14 protein-coding genes, 1 tRNA gene and 2 pseudogenes are annotated in these 16,006 nt (G+C 57.2%); 4 read left to right on the forward strand and 13 right to left on the reverse strand.

Translation table 11 applies throughout. The features are described 5' to 3' along the window. The 11 genes and pseudogenes from GR183_RS18485 to GR183_RS18535 all read right to left on the reverse strand — a co-directional run. A pseudogene (locus GR183_RS18485) lies at window positions 1-113 on the reverse strand (IS5/IS1182 family transposase); the annotation flags it as partial. A 64-nt stretch (window positions 114-177) separates the two neighbouring features. After that, entirely contained in the window at window positions 178-810 is a 633-nt protein-coding gene (locus GR183_RS18490; protein ID WP_160777168.1) for a LysE family translocator, read from the reverse strand. Between the two features lie 307 nt (window positions 811-1,117). After that, window positions 1,118-1,561, reverse strand: coding sequence for a regulatory protein RecX (locus GR183_RS18495; protein ID WP_208999914.1), 444 nt, complete (start codon window positions 1,559-1,561; stop codon window positions 1,118-1,120). A 114-nt stretch (window positions 1,562-1,675) separates the two neighbouring features. Continuing rightward, window positions 1,676-2,320, reverse strand: a complete 645-nt coding sequence (locus GR183_RS18500; protein WP_376765783.1) for an MBL fold metallo-hydrolase — start codon at window positions 2,318-2,320, stop codon at window positions 1,676-1,678. Window positions 2,321-2,478: 158 nt separating this feature from the next. Next, window positions 2,479-3,267, reverse strand: coding sequence for a TatD family hydrolase (locus GR183_RS18505; RefSeq protein ID WP_160777171.1), 789 nt, complete (start codon window positions 3,265-3,267; stop codon window positions 2,479-2,481). After that, entirely contained in the window at window positions 3,267-4,829 is a 1,563-nt protein-coding gene (gene metG, locus GR183_RS18510; protein WP_160777172.1) for a methionine--tRNA ligase, read from the reverse strand. The genes GR183_RS18505 and metG overlap by 1 nt, the downstream gene beginning before the upstream one ends. 131 nt (window positions 4,830-4,960) lie before the next feature. Continuing rightward, on the reverse strand, window positions 4,961-6,034 hold the full coding sequence (locus tag GR183_RS18515; protein WP_160777173.1) for a DNA polymerase III subunit delta': 1,074 nt from the start codon (window positions 6,032-6,034) through the stop codon (window positions 4,961-4,963). A 3-nt stretch (window positions 6,035-6,037) separates the two neighbouring features. Further along, window positions 6,038-6,736, reverse strand: a complete 699-nt coding sequence (gene tmk, locus GR183_RS18520) for a dTMP kinase (RefSeq protein ID WP_160777174.1) — start codon at window positions 6,734-6,736, stop codon at window positions 6,038-6,040. 118 nt (window positions 6,737-6,854) lie between these two features. After that, window positions 6,855-7,982 carry a D-alanyl-D-alanine carboxypeptidase family protein gene (locus GR183_RS18525; RefSeq protein ID WP_312846856.1) on the reverse strand — a complete coding sequence of 376 codons (1,128 nt, stop codon included), beginning with the start codon at window positions 7,980-7,982 and terminating at the stop codon, window positions 6,855-6,857. 139 nt (window positions 7,983-8,121) lie between these two features. Further along, window positions 8,122-9,240 (reverse strand): septal ring lytic transglycosylase RlpA family protein, encoded by a 1,119-nt coding sequence (locus tag GR183_RS18530; RefSeq protein ID WP_160777176.1) that lies wholly within the window; start codon window positions 9,238-9,240, stop codon window positions 8,122-8,124. A gap of 271 nt (window positions 9,241-9,511) precedes the next feature. Further along, on the reverse strand, window positions 9,512-9,979 hold the full coding sequence (locus tag GR183_RS18535; RefSeq protein WP_202396194.1) for a hypothetical protein: 468 nt from the start codon (window positions 9,977-9,979) through the stop codon (window positions 9,512-9,514). A gap of 263 nt (window positions 9,980-10,242) precedes the next feature. On the opposite strand from GR183_RS18535, the gene GR183_RS18540 reads away from it, so the two are divergent. After that, a tRNA-Ser gene (locus GR183_RS18540) sits at window positions 10,243-10,332 on the forward strand. Window positions 10,333-10,702: 370 nt separating this feature from the next. Here GR183_RS18540 and GR183_RS18545 read toward each other — a convergent pair. After that, window positions 10,703-10,858 (reverse strand): hypothetical protein, encoded by a 156-nt coding sequence (locus tag GR183_RS18545; RefSeq protein ID WP_160777177.1) that lies wholly within the window; start codon window positions 10,856-10,858, stop codon window positions 10,703-10,705. Between the two features lie 83 nt (window positions 10,859-10,941). Next, window positions 10,942-11,699, reverse strand: a pseudogene (locus GR183_RS18550) (IS5 family transposase). Between the two features lie 350 nt (window positions 11,700-12,049). Here GR183_RS18550 and GR183_RS18555 point away from each other — a divergent pair. The 3 genes from GR183_RS18555 (at window position 12,050) to GR183_RS18565 (ending at window position 15,715) form a co-directional block, all read left to right on the forward strand. Further along, window positions 12,050-12,715 carry a hypothetical protein gene (locus GR183_RS18555; RefSeq protein WP_160777178.1) on the forward strand — a complete coding sequence of 222 codons (666 nt, stop codon included), beginning with the start codon at window positions 12,050-12,052 and terminating at the stop codon, window positions 12,713-12,715. Between the two features lie 358 nt (window positions 12,716-13,073). Next, a complete protein-coding gene (locus tag GR183_RS18560; protein ID WP_160777179.1) occupies window positions 13,074-14,339 on the forward strand; it encodes an MFS transporter in 1,266 nt (421 codons plus the stop codon). 299 nt (window positions 14,340-14,638) lie between these two features. Further along, window positions 14,639-15,715 (forward strand): ligand-gated ion channel, encoded by a 1,077-nt coding sequence (locus GR183_RS18565; protein WP_160777180.1) that lies wholly within the window; start codon window positions 14,639-14,641, stop codon window positions 15,713-15,715. Window positions 15,716-16,006 lie beyond the last annotated feature (291 nt).

The following is a 16,006-nucleotide window of genomic DNA, read 5'->3' on the forward strand; positions in this document are numbered from 1 at the left end:
ACAATGCCCGAAACGACCCGCCGGTCATCCACGCGAGGCACTCCGTGCGATCTCGGAAAAAACGGCTCGATCTTCGACATCTGGGCCGGCGAGAGCAGAAACAAATCAGACATGGCAAACTCCTTTGCCACCCTGAATCACAACCAACCGATCAATGCAAATTAATAGGTCCTGAGCCTAGTTTCTGCCACCCCAAGCCAGACGGCACGCCAAGCCTGTGAATACGGCAGCCAACAGATACTGCGGAAGCCTGGGGAAGTGGGTTATTTTTTCAATACGAAGACGTATTTGAGCACCAAGCAGGATCACTGCCCCATTCACCAGGAAGCCTATCCCGTTCAGTATGGAAGCAAGGACAAACATCTGGATTGCCAACGATCCGCTGGTTGGGCTCACAAATTGCGGAAACAGCGCCAATACGAAGAGCACCATTTTCGGGTTGAGCAGATTGGTTGCTAAACCTTCCGCGAAAATACGCTTCCTTGAAAGTTGCTTCAGCGTTGAAGATGGAGAGAAAGCGGCGTCTTGTGAGCGGGCGGATTTGTAAGCCAGATAAAGCAGATACGCACAGCCCGCCCAGCGAACGATCTCGTAAGCGGCGGGCACAGTGGCAAAAAGCTGGGAAAGACCAAGAGCGGCGGCAAGGGCATGTAAATAAGTGCCTATAGCAATGCCGCCATACGTCAGAAAGCCGGCAGTCCGTCCTTGGCTGATGCTGCGAGAAGCTATCAATAGCATGTCTGGGCCAGGTGTAGCCGTGAGAACAAAGGACGCCGACGCAAAGAGTATGATGGTTGGAAAATCCGGCATAAATCGATTCCTGTTAATTGGTACCGGAAGTTCCGTTTATCGAGATTCGATGAAAAGGCAAGGTCCCGTTGTCGACAGGCTTAAACTTCATGACAGGCAGCATTTCAGCCTTCGAAAAGCTCTCCGAGCAATAGGCGGGACCTCCGATGAGATAGACAAATCACGCGCCTGCGCGTTAAATTCGCATAAGATATATTATGGAATATTATCGGGCATAGAGAATGATGGGCGGACTTGACTGGAATTGGTCGTTTTCGCTGCGACCGTCTGGCTATTCCGCGCCATTTCCATGCGCGCCCGTGGCCGGTTATCCGGCGCTTTCGCTCTGCTGCAGCGTTTCGATATCCTCCGCGCTAACTATCCTTTGTGCGAGCGAATAGGAAAATCCGGCGCGGCAAAGTGCTGCGATTTCCTTCTCCTGCATCCGGTGATCCGGCTGCGTATTGGTCCGCCAAGGCCCCAGACGCCTGCGCTGCGCATAGCGTATTGCCGCATTGAGTTCGTTTTGCGGATCGTCATCCAGCGCTTCCTGGATCAGTTCGCTGCAAACACCTTTTGCGCTCAGCGTCGCCTTGATCCTGCGGGTCGACCTGCCGCGGCGCCGGAGGCTCGTGATCTTCGTTTCCACATAAGCCCGATCGTCTACAAGGCCGTTGCGAACGCAGAATTCGACCGTATCCCGGATCATGAACTGAAAGTCATCAGGATTAAGGTCCAGCGCAAGTGAAGCGCGCATAACCTTGCGGGCCAATACCTGCCTGAGGTTTTCCTCGCTCGACGAATATCGCTGCAGATAAGCGATCGCAGAACGTTTCAGCCGTTCTTCTGTAGGCGTTCTGGGCTTCCGGCGCGGTCTCAAAGCGTGTCACGCATCGACGGAAAACGTCAGGCCGTCGTAGGCAGGCTCTATATTTCCAGGCAGTTCAGCACGAAGCGTTCGATAATCCAGATCGATATGCATGTTCGTAAGGATCGCGTGCTTCGGAGCCAGATGCTTGATCCACTCCAAGGCTTCTGAGAGCGACAAATGGCTTGGGTGGTGCGTATGGCGCAATGCGTCAAGGATCCAAATATCAAGGTCCCTGAAATGCGGCTCGGCGTTCGGTGTTATTTCTTTAACATCAGGTAGATATACAACGTTCCTTACCTTGAATCCCAGTGCGTCGATTTCGCCGTGACCAACCTTTACGGGCTGGAACTCGATTGCGCCGCCGGCGCCGTCTATGACAAATGCCGTATCCTGATCGATGCGATGCTCGTTGAGGATCGGCGGATAGTTGGAGCCTTCGGGAGTCTTGAATACATATCCAAAGGCTTCATGAACCTTCAGTGAGGTAGGCGTATCCAAATAGACGTCGACACGCCGCCGATGGGTAATCGCGATTGCCCGCAGATCATCGATACCATGCACGTGATCAGCATGCGCGTGGGTATAGATGACAGCGTCGAGATCCGTCACGTGGGCATTCAAGAGTTGCTGGCGAAGGTCCGGCCCGGTGTCGACAAGCACCGTTGTGACGCCCGTCTCGGCTATGCGCCGGACGAGCAATGCGCAACGAAGCCTGCGGTTCCTCGGTTCTGCCGGATCGCAAGCACCCCAGATATTTCCGATCCTCGGGACGCCACCCGACGAACCGCAGCCGAGGATCGTGAATTCCAGCCGCGCCGTCATTCAACCTCCTGAAGAGGAACCTTGGGAAACAGCCTGAAGAAATTCGCAGTCGTCCGAGACGCCATTTCTTCTGCCGACACTCCGTGGCAATCGGCAAGCACCTGGTTCGTGTGAGCGACATATGCCGGTTCGTTGCGCTTTCCCCGCCAAGGCTGCGGCGCCAGATAAGGCGCATCGGTTTCGACGAGCAAGCGATCCCGCGGCAGTTCGCTGGCGATTTCGCGCAATTCCGTAGACTTCTTGAACGTCAGGATTCCCGAAAAGGAAACATGCAGCCCAAGCTCGATCCCCTTCAAAGCCAGGTCCCGGCCGGACGAAAAACAGTGAAGAATGGCCGGAAAAGCCCCCTTCCCCATTTCATCCTCCAGGATTGCGGCCATATCCGCGTCGGCATCGCGCGAATGAATGACAAGCGGCAGCCCGGTTTCGCGCGCGGCCGCTATGTGGCGCCTGAATCCGGCCGCCTGCAGGTCGCGCGGGGACTTGTCGTAGAAATAATCCAGCCCGGCTTCGCCGATCGCGACAACCTTCGGATGCGCCGCGAGGCGGATGATCTCTTCGACGTCAATGTCAGGCTCTTCGCCGGCGTTATGTGGATGAGTTCCGACAGAGCAATAGACATTGTCATACCGCTCCGCGATCGCGCGAATCCGATCGAATTGGCGTATGCGCGTGGAAATCGTCACCATGATCTTCACGCCGGCATCATCGGCCCGGGCTACGATTTCATCACGCTCTTCATCGAAATCCGGAAAATCGAGATGGCAGTGGCTGTCGACAAGCATCAGGCTTCGCCCTCGACCTTTTCCTCATCCACGTAGCGCGGAAACACAGGCTGGGGCTTTGGAAGGTCCTTGCCGCTCTCAAGCCGACCTTCAACTCCAAGATTCGCGAAATCGCGAGCATCTTCCGGCACCGCCAGAATATCGAGGATTCTTGCCGAACTCTCCGGCATGGCAGGCTGCGCGAGGATCGCGATTTGCCGGATCACCTCTGCGGTTACATAGAGAACCGTACCCATGCGTGCCGGGTCGGTTTTCCTGAGCACCCACGGCTCCTGGGCCGCGAAATACCGGTTGGCTTCGGCCACGCAGGCCCAAACGGTCGCAAGCGCCTGGTGAACCGACTGCGTCTTCATCGCATTTCGGCATGCATCAAGCATGGCGTCCGCCTGTTCCAGCATCGCGGTGTCCGCGTCCGAAAGCTCTCCGCAATCGGGCAAGGCACCACCGCAGTTCTTGGCGATCATCGAAAGCGAGCGCTGAGCGAGATTGCCAAGATCATTGGCGAGATCGGCGTTGATGCGGTTCACGATCGCATCGTGGCTGTAGTTTCCGTCTTGTCCGAAGGGCACCTCGCGGAGGAAGAAATAGCGCACCTGATCGAGCCCGTAATGGCCAACCAGCGCGAACGGATCAATGACGTTGCCGACGGATTTCGACATCTTCTCTCCGCGATTGAAGAGAAAGCCGTGCGCGAACACACGCTCGGGCACCGGTATTCCCGCGGACATCAGGAATGCGGGCCAATAGACCGTGTGGAAGCGCACGATATCCTTGCCGATGACGTGCAGGTTTGCCGGCCAATAGCGCCAGTTGGGCGCATTCTCATCGGGGAAACCGAGACCTGTAATGTAGTTGGTAAGCGCATCCACCCAGACGTACATGACGTGTTTCTCATCGCCCGGCACCGGGATGCCCCAGTCGAATGTGGTTCGCGATACCGAAAGGTCGCGCAACCCGCGCTTGACGAAACTCACGACCTCATTTCGCCGTTCCTCCGGACCAATGAACTCGGGATGTTTCTCATAGTGCTCAAGCAGCTTGTCCTGATAATCGGACAGCCGGAAAAAGTAGCTTTCCTCTTCCACCCACTCGACCGGCGTACCCTGCGGGCCGTAGCGCACACCATCGTCACGCAGTTCGGTCTCGCTTTCCTGGTAGTACGCCTCATCACGCACCGAATACCACCCGTTATAGGAATCCTTGTAGATATCGCCATTATCCGCCATCCGCGTCCAGATCGCCTGAGAGGCCTCATAGTGGCGCTCTTCGCTGGTGCGTATGAAGTCATCGTTGGAGCAGTTCAGAGCTGCAACCATCTCCCTGAAACGCTCGGCGTTGCGATCTGCCAGCTCCCGAACGGCGATCCCTTCCTTTCGCGCGGTCTGCAGCATTTTCTGGCCGTGCTCGTCCGTCCCGGTTAGGAAGTAGACATCGCGTCCGTCGAGACGATGGAACCTGGCGATCGCGTCGGTCGCGATCGCTTCATAGGCGTGGCCGATATGCGGTGCTCCGTTGGGGTAGGAAATCGCAGTCGTAATGTAGAAAGGCGGCTTGGCGGTCATGGCTTCTTTTCGGTCGGAGACCCCGTATCGGCGGGGGCGGATAGTGCCACGGCCGACGAGGCGGGGATCAAGCATCTCAAGAAAGGTTTGCGCTGGATGGGCGCACTGTTTCAGGTTCGCGGAACTTGCCGTCACATTCGGGCGGTTTGGGCCATTTGCCTGAAGACGCTCAAGATAACCTGCTTCCTGTCAAGGTTCAGCGCATCCGCATCCGATACGGCGCGGTTGGTCTTTTCCCATACCTCGCTCCACCTGACAAGCCGCTGTCCACCGCTTGCCGCCTCCGCGCGCAGGCGGGCGTGCAAATGCTCCGAAACGAGGTCGTAGAACATCGTCCACGCATCGTCCGATCCGTTTGCCGCGGCGAAATCCGCAAAACCGTGCAAGGCTTCCGTATCGATATCCGGAAGGCTGGCGACGAGACGATCAAACAGGCGGGCGAGGTCGAGACCGCCCGTCAACACCAGCTGCAATGCCCGGCGCAGGCTGCCGCCGGAAAGCCTTGCCACCAGTTCCCGATCCGCCGGACCGAGACCGTGATCCGGCACAAGACTATCGATCCCCGCCGAAACAAGGCTGGCGTCGAGGGGCTTCAGGTTCAGGCGGCGGCAGCGGGAGCGTATCGTCGCAAGCAACCTCCCCGGCGCATGGGAAAGCACGAAAAAAACCGAATTTGGTGGCGGTTCTTCCAGGATTTTAAGAAGTGCATTCGCCGCATTTGCATTCATGTCGTCCGCGGCGTCGACGATGCAGACGCGCCAATTTCCGCCGGATGCCGTGGAACCGAAGAAAGATACCGTGCGGCGGACCTCATCTACTGTCAGTTCGGTTCGGAATCTGCCCGTCTTCTCGTTGAGCGGGCGGCGCAAATGCAGGATATCTGGATGAGCCCCCGCTGCCACCTTCCTGCTGACCGGTGAATTCGGGTCGACGGAAAGCGTGCCCGCCTCCATGACCGCCGGCGAAAAGCGGTCAGGGTGTGTGAACGCGAAACGCGCGAAGCGGAATGCAAGCGTGGCCTTTCCTATTCCTCGCGGCCCACCGACAATCCATGCATGGTGAAATCTTTCCGAACGGAAAGCGTCGAGCAGAGATGCTTCCGCTTCGTTGTGACCGATCAGGCCGGTCGTTTCGCGCGGATGAGGGACGCCTTCGATATCATCCCACTCGCTGAGCGCCGGAACGTCTTTTTGACGTGAAGCCATGACCTAGCCGTCCCGTGCGCCGGGGACGATCAGAGGAACCACGCGGGTCGCATCGTCTAGCCTGTGACCGAGCCGATCACGCACGATACCCCAAATCGCCTCTTCCACCGCATCGGCGGAATTGGAGCCATTCACTACGGCAATACGATCCGGTTCGGCCTTTGCGAGATCAAGAAACATGGCTTGCCGGCGGTTTTGCACTTCGAGATTGTCTTCTTCGAAACGGTCCGGCGCACCGGTCGCCGCCTCGGATGCGCCGCGTGATGAAACCCGCTCCATCCCCAATTTCGGCGGAACATCGATCAGGATGGTGAGGTCTGGCTTTCTTCCCGCAACGGCGAGGGTTTCAAGTTCACGGATGAATGCGGGATCGACCCCCGCCTCCCCCTGATAAACGCGCGTGGAATCCGTGAAACGGTCGCACAGGACCCACTCTTCGCGTTCAAGTGCGGGAAGGATGACGGAATCCATGTGATCGGCTCGCGCTGCGGCAAACAGCATCGCCTCGGTATCCGGGCCAAATGCGCGCGCCCGGCCTGACAGGAGAACGTTTCGCACTACCTCAGCACCTGGCGAGCCGCCAGGTTCGCGCGTTACGAGTACCGGTATGCGCAGTTTTTCAAGGTGGGACTTCAGCCGGGCAATCTGCGTGGATTTGCCGGCGCCCTCGCCCCCTTCGAAGGTGATGAATTGTCCCGTCACGCGGATTACTGCCTCTTGGTCGAGGTGGTGTCAGCCTCTCATCGGCAAAAAGCCGGCACCTGCATATCCAGTGTAGCCGATTCATCAGGGGATTGCCGCCAGGATCCCAAGCGGAAAACTACCACCAGCCGAAAAGCGTCTCCGTCACCGAATCAAGCGCCCTGTTGCGCATCGTACCCTTTTCCACCTTGTCCATGGTGACAAGGGAAACACGGTAGGTGACGACATCGTCCTTGAGAATGCGAAGCTCGCCCGCCTCCAAACCTTTTCGGACCGGTGCGATGAGCGGTCCGCGATAGACGACGCGGATCTTGTAGTCGTGGCGGTCACCGCGCGGCAGCAGGACACGTACCGGCTCTGACGCGGCAAGCGCCACACCGGATTTGGTGCCGCCAAATGTACGGGCATCCGTCACAGGTTCTCCGGCCTTGTATAGTACGACTTCCTCGAAATCCTTCTCCACGCTGTCAAAAAGGCTTTTCAGCGCGTCAATGCGCGCACTTTCGCTGGGTGCGCCCGCCACAACCGCCACGAACCGTCGGTCCCCGCGCACCGCGGAACCTACGGCATTGAAGCCGTCGGCGTCGCTATGGCCCGACACCATGCCGTCAAGTTCGCGGATCTCTCCAAGGATCGGGTTGCGATTGCGCTGGTAGATGTCATTCCAGGTAAATTCGGGAAGGCTGTAAAACGAATAGAACTGCGGGAACTGCTTGAGGATGTAGTTCGCCAAAACGGCAAGATCGCGTGCCGTGGTTCGGGCGCCTTGCACATCATATCCGGTCGGATTGGCAAAACGCGATCCGCGCATGCCAATTTCCTGGGCGAGATCGTTCATCCGGGTCGCGAAATTCGCCTCGCTTCCGGCCATGCCTTCAGCAATGGCGATCGCGGCATCATTGGCATTTTGGACGATGAGGCCGCGAAGAAGATCCTCCACGGGAACATCGCTGCCGAGTTCGGCGAACATCGTCGACGTGCGGGCCGGAGCACCGCCCGTACGCCAGGCATGTTCGCTGATCTTGAATGTATCGTCCCGGCTTAGCTCGCCGTTATTGAGCGCCGTGAAGACGACGGTGGCTGTCATCAACTTCGCCGTCGAAGCGGGCGGGAACGGGCGCTCGGGATTTGTCGAGGAAAGAAGCGTTTCGGTTGTCGTATCGAGAAGATAGGTGGATATTTTATCTGAGTTCTCTTCCGCACCGGAAGAGGAATGAAAAAATACACAAGCCATAAGGCTCGTCATAAATATCAATAAGATACGGGAGCCTGCACGCACTTTATACCGTCCGTTCTGCCAATGCGAGGGACGTTAGCGAAAATCCCAAGGATTTCAAACCCAATTATTAAATGAAGAAGGCTGCGTACCGCCCGGACCTGCCAGACTATTCCGGGAGCTTCGCGGCAAGCCTGGTGAGCGAAACGCCGCCTCCAATCTCGGATACGGCAGAATAAGCCGCACTGATGCGTCCTTTGGCAGAGTAAGACGAAACGGCAGAACCGCGCTCGAATCTCGACGTTTCCGCTGGTAGGACGCCGAGAATACCCGGTTGAGGATGAGGCGTTCCGTCCGAGTAGGCTGATACTGCGGGCGGCGTCAGATCATACGGCTGAGCCGGTGAAGCGGCAGGAGCGAAAGTATTTGCGGACGCAACCTGGACGGTCTTGCCCGACGCTTCGAAGGCGAGTGCGGGGTCGAATGCCGCCACGTCTATGCTCTGTGATGCGACGTTTGCCGAAGCCACCGACACAAAGGCGGCATAAGGCCGGGTCTGCGGAACCGGTGCCTCGCCCTGAATGGCCGCCGGAGGCGTTGCCTGTGCGAGCAACGTACCAGGCAAAGTGCCACCGGGGGTCGTGCTGCCCGGTCCTGAGTATGACGCGACCAGGAATTCTTCATCCTTGCCGTCCAGCCTCGCCGGGCCGACATATTCGACCTTTACCTTGGCGACGCCCTTGCTCTTGTAATCGAGCATCGTCGCCACGCGTTCTGACAGATCTATCTCGCGATTGCCGTGGAAAGGGCCGCGATCGTTCACGCGCACCGTAACCGACCGGCCGTTTTCCAGGTTTGTGACGCGTGCATAGGAAGGAAGCGGCAGTGTGGTGTGAGCGGCCGTCAGCGCATGACGATCGAATACCTCGCCATTCGCCGTCATCCGTCCATGGAACGTCGGTCCGTACCATGAAGCATAACCGACCTTTTTGTAATTCGGATCGCGCTTCGGCTTATACCACTTGCCGGCTACCTTATACGGCTTGCCGACCACCGAGCGTCCGCCCCCTTTGGGTACGGGCTTACCGTCAGCCACCACCTTGGGGCTCGCGGGAACGCCGTATTTCGCTGAGCTGAACTTGACCTTTTTTTCGCCGGGGCCGGATGAACAGCCGGCAACAGCAATGCACAACAAGGCCGTAGCCGTTATGCTTGCCCCACGCGGGGTGGTGAAGAAGGAGAATGCCGTGCTGGAGGCTTGCGATGCGTTCTGCTTCTTGGGTCTCATGCCGCCCTACTCGATACATGTTGTCGGCTGACTCGCCTGCACGGGGCAGATCGTAAGCCGCCGGCCAACCGCTTCGATCGGTCCGGCATACGAATGTCCTGCCGGACACATCCACTGGTCAGACAGCGCCGCCCCCAAAATTTGGCGCCACCCTGGAGGATGCAACAGAAGCTCTTACTGTATCGTGAACAACGCGTCGAGACACACGACGCCACAGTGAGACTATAATGATATCAACATGGTAAATGATTTCTTAACTGTGACGGATATGTCACTTTCCAATCCTCGCTCGGCCGCTTAATCCGTCATCGCGGGTCCATAGGAGAGTATTCCCGCCCTGCTCCGCCAGAGTGAAGCAAAACCGCTTGCCATCATACCAGGATCGCCATTGCTGACAAAGCCTGTCTCCTTGAACCCACCAGCGCCCGGAATCGCTCGGCTTCATGAAACGGCCCAGCCCTATGGCCTTTCCCGAGCCGTCGACTTTGCCGTTTTCTCTGTAATAAAGGGGGAACTCGCCGCCGAACGGCGTTTTCAAAAAAATCCGCTTGCCTGAAACCGCCGCCTTTATCTCGCTTCCGGTCATCTCGGAGTTTGCGATGGCGGCTTGGGCGAGTGACCCAATTGCTATCAACGTGGCGAGTACTCCTGCAAGCCGTGTAATCGGATGAACCGCGCGCTCCATCGCCTCCTCCCGTCGAATAGGTTTGGCCATTGAAAGAATGTTCGGGATACGCATCCCCTGCTCTTCCGGATCAACGGGCGATCCAGACCCTAGTGATCCACGTCACATCTTTTGAGTTCTTCCGGATGTAGAAAAATATTCGGCGCACGCCCCTGCGCCTTCCGCCGCAAAGTCGGCGCTGCCGCTGATCCGGCCCCTGCCTCGACCTGCCGGATCGGCGGCTCTTTTTTATTTGTGCCCGATGCGAACCGCTGCGCCAGGCGCTTGCGCGGCATGCTCTTGACATTCACCCGCGAAACACCGAAACGAGGTTCGTCGGAGGTGTGGCCGAGTGGTTGAAGGCACCGGTCTTGAAAACCGGCAGGCGGGAGACCGTCTCGTGGGTTCGAATCCCACCGCCTCCGCCATTTAATCATGTAATTATTTGAAATATATGAAGTTATTTTACAGATCGTAATTCGCCCCTTATTTATTCCCGCGTTATAAATCTTCTATCTTCGAATATTCTGCCCGCTGCCAATCTTCACAAAGTCTTTCATCGGTAACTTCCGTGATGCGATCGCACCTTATTTTTATTTCCAAGAACGGTCATTGAGAGGCATTTGCGCCACCGATCTGTGGATGCCTGAATTATCGCCGAGAGCGGAAATTTGCTTACGACTAACCGACGTCGCCAATTGGTTTGTGAATTTGCCGAAACGGAAAATACCCGTTGGAGATTCCTTTGAAAGGGTCCTCAAGCGAATTTGCGGTATGCGCACCGGGATTTCCATCGCGTCAAGCGATGCTGACCGACGCCGCCTCGAGCGCATCGCCTCCAACCGCAACTCGCATCAGCAGCACATCTGGCGCGCTGATCCCGATTCCATCGTCGCAGCCCGCAGCGGCGGGCTCAGGCTCGAGCAAGTGCACGTTAATCGCAAAGGTGCGCATGCTAGTGAGCGCCTGCTTCGCGTCATACTCAGGGTCTTAACCTGACGGGATGGTGCGACGCACCAGTTCCTTAGGCCTCGGACTCATAACCAGTAGCAGACGGTTGCAGCGAGGCAGCGCGCCGACAGAAAGTTTCTGGCGTTGCGATCGTAACGCGTAGCGATCCTGCGGAACTCTTTGAGCCTGCCGAACATCCGCTCAATGACGTTTCTGCCCTTGTAAAGGTATGGCGAGAAACAGTTTTTCCACTTCCGTGTTTTGCGGGGCGGGATGTTGGGCAGCGAGCCACGCGCCTCCACGGTCCGGCGGATACGGTCACTGTCGTAGCCTTTGTCGCCATGCAGAACGCCGTTTGCCGGAACGAGCGGCAAGAGGGCCTCTGCACCGGTGAAGTCCGAGACATTGGCTCCGGTCAGGTGGAAGGCAATGGGCCTGCCCTTGTTGTCGCTCAAGGCGTGGATTTTGGTTCCCGAGCCACCACGAGCTCGGCCCAGGGCATGGGCCTGAGCCCCCCTTTTCCGCCATGGGCGACCCGGTGCGCGCGAACGGCCGTACTGTCGACCATCACCTCGAGCACGGGGCCTCCGGTTTGGGGCAGCGTATCGAAGATACTCGTCCAGACACCCTTCTCGGACCAACGGACAAAGCGGTTCTAAAGGGTTTTCCTTGGTCCATAGACATCCGGCGCATCGACCCAGCGGCCGCCCGACTTCAAGACATGAATGATCCCGCTGATCACCCGCCGGTCATCGACACGGGCCTTGCCACGCGTGTCGTTTGGCAAAAGCGGCTGCAACTTTGAAAATTGCTCATCGCTGAGCCAGAAATACCCATCAGACATCGACAAACTCCTGTTCAGGAGCTTGAATCAGACTTCAACCGATTTGCAAAGCCATTTTATGGGTCTGAAGCCTAAGCCAGCAAATCGCGGTCAAGGTCGACCAGGCGTCGAAGTCTGCAGAGGGCGGGTTATCCAGTAGGGTCGCCGTGCTCCAGTCCCGGTCGAATAGCACAACTGCGGCCAAAGGGCAGGCAGCTGAATAACCGGTGTGGACGGATCCAATGAGGATGTATTTGAATACGAATTGTGACGGCAGATATAACAAACCGAGTTGGCAAGCGGACCTTTGATTGAAGCGCCAGTCGGCCAAACCACGAAGAAGTGGGGACAGCGGAGCGGGAAGACGCGAAATGATATCTCGTCGAGTCTTCTCGGTTCTGTCCGTCGGCGCCATACACTTTGCCTTAACCGGGTGCGGCGGGAACGAAACACTGCAAACGGCTCCAGTTAATACGGCGGCTGTGCAGGCGACCGTTGAACGTGGCGTAGGTATTGATCCGGCGAGATACGCTGGCGACGTTGTATTGAAGATCCCGGCGGATCTTCCCGTCCATAACGAGGAATTACCGTTCGTGATCTACGTCGGCCTCAACGCGGAGACAGAAACCCGCATGAGTGTGAATGCCTTCGTCGATCTCAGATCCATTCAAGCGCAACTCCCCAAACTCGCTTCGGACGTTCTGAACAAAACCTGCAAGAGAGAGAGCGCTCAACCTCGTCGAGACGGAGGCGGACGGGAATCCTGTCCGCGCGCTCGGGACGGTCCGCGCCCGATTTTTTTCTGCGATCGGAGCGACCCGGCCGGAGACAAGCAAGGATTCCGCTGGCTGTCGCAAGGCGCGGATGCGCGAGTAACGGCAAAAGCCACGGGCGACAGCGGCGATCTGCTCGTGCCCAAGCTGGCAAACTCGAGTTCGATTGCTACTGCGTTCGCATGCAGCCTTTCTCCGACATCGCCTTTCTGCTCGATGACGTCGGATAGTGATACGCAAACCGACGTTGACGGTCCGCGATGATATTGATCCTTCGCCGATAAGTTGGTGCACCGTTATATTTGGCAAAACGGAGATTTCGCTGCTTCCGCGGTTTGGATCGCCTGGCCGGAGAACTCCGGGATTTGAGATCAGGGCGACTGTCAGGGAAGAGAAACTGCTGGCGCACGCTCGCGCGTGTCTCGTAGGTTTCCAACGGCCTTAGAATATCGTTCCATGCGAATTGCCCATAATGGCGATGGGGAAGATCCGAAAAAACGAGCTACGCGATCGCGTGAGGTTTCATTGCAGAGAAGACTGAATCTGTTTCCGGATCCTGGAACGATGCGGGCGCAACTCGCTCCGCCGGACGAAATGATCGGAAAGCTTTGAGAGACGGTCAATGAAACAAGTCTTGTCCAGCGTCTGGGCCCTTCTACTCGGCATCGTCCTCATCATGCTGGGCAACGGCATGCATTTCACGTTGATCGGCCTGCGCGGCGGGATTGAGGGATTTTCGGCGGCGGAGCTTGCCGTCGTCACCTCAGGTTACTTTATGGGCTTTTTGTCGGGTGCGCGTTACACGCCTACGCTGATCCGGCGGGTGGGGCATGTCCGCGTCTTTGCTGCCCTTGGCAGCTTCATGTCGGCGGGTCTGATTTCCTTTCCGCTGCTGACAGACCCCATCGCCTGGACGCTGCTGCGGGTGCTCATCGGCTTTTGCATGTCGGGCATCTACGTCGCTGCCGAGAGTTGGTTGAACGACGCGGCGACGAACGAGACGCGCGGCAAGATGCTGTCGGCCTACATGATTTGTCAGACCCTTGGCATCATCGGGGCGCAGGGGCTTCTCACGTTGGGGGATGCGGGTACCTCCGTATTGTTCATCGGTGCCTCGATCCTCGTTTCGGTGTCTTTCGCGCCGATCCTTTTGTCCGCTACCCGAGCCCCGGAAACCGAAGTCGGGCGCTCAATGTCCCTGCGCGCACTCTTCGTGGGATCGCCGCTCGGAACTGTCGGAATCTTCCTTCTAGGCGGCATCTACGCGACCCAATCCGGCATGGGCGCGGTATTCGGGACCGAGATCGGGATGACGGCGAACAGTATCGCGCTTTTCATAGCGATGCTGTTCGCGGGGGCGCTGACGCTGCAATACCCGATCGGCTGGCTTTCCGACCGGATTGACCGGCGCAGGCTGATCTTCGGCGCAGCCTGTTTCGGCGCGGCGTCCTGTGCATTGGGATGGATCACCGGCGGCGGTCTGTGGCCCATGATGGCAGCCGCTTTTCTCGCTGGTGGCGTGACAACCCCGCTCTATGCCCTGTTCCTTGCCTACACCAACGATTTTCTGTCGGCCGAAGATATGCCGGCCGCGTCCGGCGGGCTCGTCTTCACTTTCGGGCTGGGCGCCATCCTGGGCCCTCTGGTCACCGGTTGGGCGATGGAGCAGTTCGGACCGCTCGCCTTCTGGCTGGTGCTGGGCGCGACCTTCGGCGCCATCGCGCTCTATGCGCTTTATCGCATGACGCAGCGCGCTGCCGTTCCTGTGGAGGAAACCGAGAGCTATCTGGGCGTGCTTCCCACCGCTTCGACAGTAGCCGTTCAGGCAGCGGGGACGTGGGCCGCCGAACAGGCCGTTGCAGAGTCCGAAGACGACGTACGGTCCTGAACGCGGTTGCGCCGTTGCATCTTCCCGCTAAAGCATATCCCGCAAAATCCGGATCGGTTTTCGCGACAAGGATATGCAATAGGGCATTGGTTTTAAACCGCCTTTTCGGATCGTTTGACGGTTCACTACGGTTACGCAACCGAATTTGGCCGCAAAACTACTATTAACCGCATTCCGCCCGGAAACGAGGCCACTCCTGCTCCTTCCAGTTGCAGAGATAGAAAACATCCAAATCCAGCTTGCTGCTTTCTTGATCGTGATTATGCTTTAACTTCGAAGGCTTTTTCGGGGCGATTGGGATGCGTGCACCTTGTTGTCTACTTGGACTGATCACAGTTTTGACTGGTCTGTTCTTGGTCACCCCGTCGTTCTCTCGGAACATCGATGAACTCGAAGCGCTTGTACGACGGAACGCGCCGGAAAATCCGATACGCATAGCTATCGGCATTCGCATCAACCAAATCGAGTTCGTGGACCAGAAGGCGGAAAACTTCGGTGCCGTTGGTACTTTGAGAATGGAATGGCAGGATCCAAAACTCGCCTTCGAGCCCGAAGCGGATGAACAATTTTTTCGCGTTTTCACGCCCGAAGGTTTTTGGGATTTCACCCAGAAGAACCGCATTTATTATCCATCCTTCACGTTTCAAAACCAGCAGCGCCGACGGTTTGTTCATCAAGCCGGCTTTGCAGTATTGCCCGATGGAAAGGCCTTCTATTTCGAGCAATTTTCTGCGGTCATGCAGGCGCCGAATTTTGATTTCAGGAAATTCCCCTTCGATACGCAAAAATTCTTCATACACGTCACGTTGAATCGCCCTGCGGGCCATGCGGAGTTCGTTCCGATCGAGAATTTCAGCCGGCTTGGAGATTTGCTCGGCGAAGAGGAGTGGATACTTACCGACGTGCACACAGAGGTTGGTGTCCATGAAGGCTTCACCGGACTGCCCAGTTCAAGATTTTCTTTCGGTTTTGACGGCTATCGCCACCTCGATTACTATGCTGTTCGAATTTTTCTGCCCTTATTTGTCTTTGCTTTCGTCACATGGGCGACGTTTTTCCTTGAAGACTACAGGAAGCGCATCGATATCGCTGCCGGAAATCTTCTCATATTCGTGGCGTTCAACTTTGCGATATCGGGGGATTTGCCTCGCCTCGGCTATATGACCTTCCTGGATTTTATTCTTATCGCCATGTTCATCGTCACGGCGTTGATGATTGTCTTCAACGTCGCCCTGCGTCATCTCGAAGCGAAGGGGCGGACCGAATTCGCCAAACGGATCGATCTCTACACACTCAGGTGGATTTATCCGATCTCCTATTTTTTTGTCGTGCTGTTCGCCGCCTACCGCTTTCTTTACACGACGTCCGAGGTGTAGCTCCGGTGGTGAGTTTACTGCAGGGGTCAGCCTTGCTTCGGAAACTTTGGCGCCATATTGAAGCTGTACGTCGCGGTGAGGGAAAGGAAAGATCGCCCAGCCGTGTCGCAACACCTCATTGCGTCTCCCGCCTGGTCCCGATGGACTGCCCGATAGTTACGGGTTTTCGTCCAAGTCCCTTAAGAAAGTCCACTGCGTTCTCGCAGAGTTTGCCGACGGCAATTTCCGTCCGGGAACGCCAAGCGTTAGCCTGTTACCTTATATCGCAGCGCTTCGCGAACCACCCGGGCG

It is taken from the genome of Stappia sediminis (assembly GCF_009826895.1).
GTDB classification, from domain to species: domain Bacteria; phylum Pseudomonadota; class Alphaproteobacteria; order Rhizobiales; family Stappiaceae; genus Hongsoonwoonella; species Hongsoonwoonella sediminis.

What these genes read in the sequence shown, in the direction of transcription:
- GR183_RS18545 (WP_160777177.1), bottom strand. Translation starts at nt 10,858, where the DNA reads ATGCGCACCTTTGCGATTAACGTGCACTTGCTCGAGCCTGAGCCCGCC.
- GR183_RS18505 (WP_160777171.1), bottom strand. Translation starts at nt 3,267, where the DNA reads ATGCTTGTCGACAGCCACTGCCATCTCGATTTTCCGGATTTCGATGAA.
- GR183_RS18515 (WP_160777173.1), bottom strand. Translation starts at nt 6,034, where the DNA reads ATGGCTTCACGTCAAAAAGACGTTCCGGCGCTCAGCGAGTGGGATGAT.
- GR183_RS18530 (WP_160777176.1), bottom strand. Translation starts at nt 9,240, where the DNA reads ATGAGACCCAAGAAGCAGAACGCATCGCAAGCCTCCAGCACGGCATTC.
- GR183_RS18525 (WP_312846856.1), bottom strand. Translation starts at nt 7,982, where the DNA reads ATGACGAGCCTTATGGCTTGTGTATTTTTTCATTCCTCTTCCGGTGCG.
- GR183_RS18560 (WP_160777179.1), top strand. Translation starts at nt 13,074, where the DNA reads ATGAAACAAGTCTTGTCCAGCGTCTGGGCCCTTCTACTCGGCATCGTC.
- GR183_RS18535 (WP_202396194.1), bottom strand. Translation starts at nt 9,979, where the DNA reads ATGCGTATCCCGAACATTCTTTCAATGGCCAAACCTATTCGACGGGAG.
- GR183_RS18565 (WP_160777180.1), top strand. Translation starts at nt 14,639, where the DNA reads ATGCGTGCACCTTGTTGTCTACTTGGACTGATCACAGTTTTGACTGGT.
- GR183_RS18555 (WP_160777178.1), top strand. Translation starts at nt 12,050, where the DNA reads ATGATATCTCGTCGAGTCTTCTCGGTTCTGTCCGTCGGCGCCATACAC.
- GR183_RS18490 (WP_160777168.1), bottom strand. Translation starts at nt 810, where the DNA reads ATGCCGGATTTTCCAACCATCATACTCTTTGCGTCGGCGTCCTTTGTT.
- metG (WP_160777172.1), bottom strand. Translation starts at nt 4,829, where the DNA reads ATGACCGCCAAGCCGCCTTTCTACATTACGACTGCGATTTCCTACCCC.